This window comes from Campylobacter concisus, assembly GCF_002913225.1.
In the GTDB taxonomy this organism is placed as follows: Bacteria; Campylobacterota; Campylobacteria; order Campylobacterales; family Campylobacteraceae; genus Campylobacter_A; species Campylobacter_A concisus_J.
The window spans coordinates 1-564 of record NZ_PPAW01000074.1; the positions used below are offsets into that span (position 1 = coordinate 1).

1 protein-coding gene is annotated in these 564 nt (G+C 53.2%); it reads left to right on the plus strand.

Going from position 1 to position 564, the window contains the following annotated elements:
- Positions 1-337: glycine cleavage T C-terminal barrel domain-containing protein (locus CYP26_RS10150; RefSeq protein WP_219809010.1), on the plus strand; the 337-nt coding region annotated here is incomplete at its 5' end.
- Between the last annotated feature and the right edge of the window lie 227 nt (positions 338-564).

A 564-nucleotide genomic window follows, 5' to 3' on the forward strand; every position in this document is an offset into this window, starting at 1 on the left:
GGCCTGGACGGTGGATTTGAAAGACGAAGCCCGCGATTTCGTCGGCAAAGCTCCGCTGGTTGCCCTGAAAGAAAAAGGCGTGAGCGTGAAACAGGTTGGCTTGCTCTTGGCCAAAGGCGGCATACTGCGCGAGCACATGGAAGTGATCACTCCGCAAGGCAAAGGGGAAACCACCAGTGGCGTGTTCTCGCCCAGCCTCAAGCAATCCATCGCCATCGCTCGCGTGCCCAAAGACTTTGAAGGCGATACCGCCAAAGTGTTGATTCGCGGCAAAGAAGTGGATGTGCGCGTATTGAAACTGCCCTTCGTGCGCAACGGCCAGAAGCAGTTTGATTAAACGCGGTTAGGTTTTTCAGGTAGCCTGTCCAAGTGAGCACATAGGCTACCTGAAAACGGGATTTCCAGGTTGTGCGAAGTCGAAACAAACACTGCGAACCCACCCGAACACACACCACGAATCTGCCCTGCACAAGATATCGTTTCAGGTAGCCTTGCGTCAGCGCAAACCAGATACAGGCAAAACCTGTATAATGTGAATGACCTTACGTCAGCCCACCTTCTAAT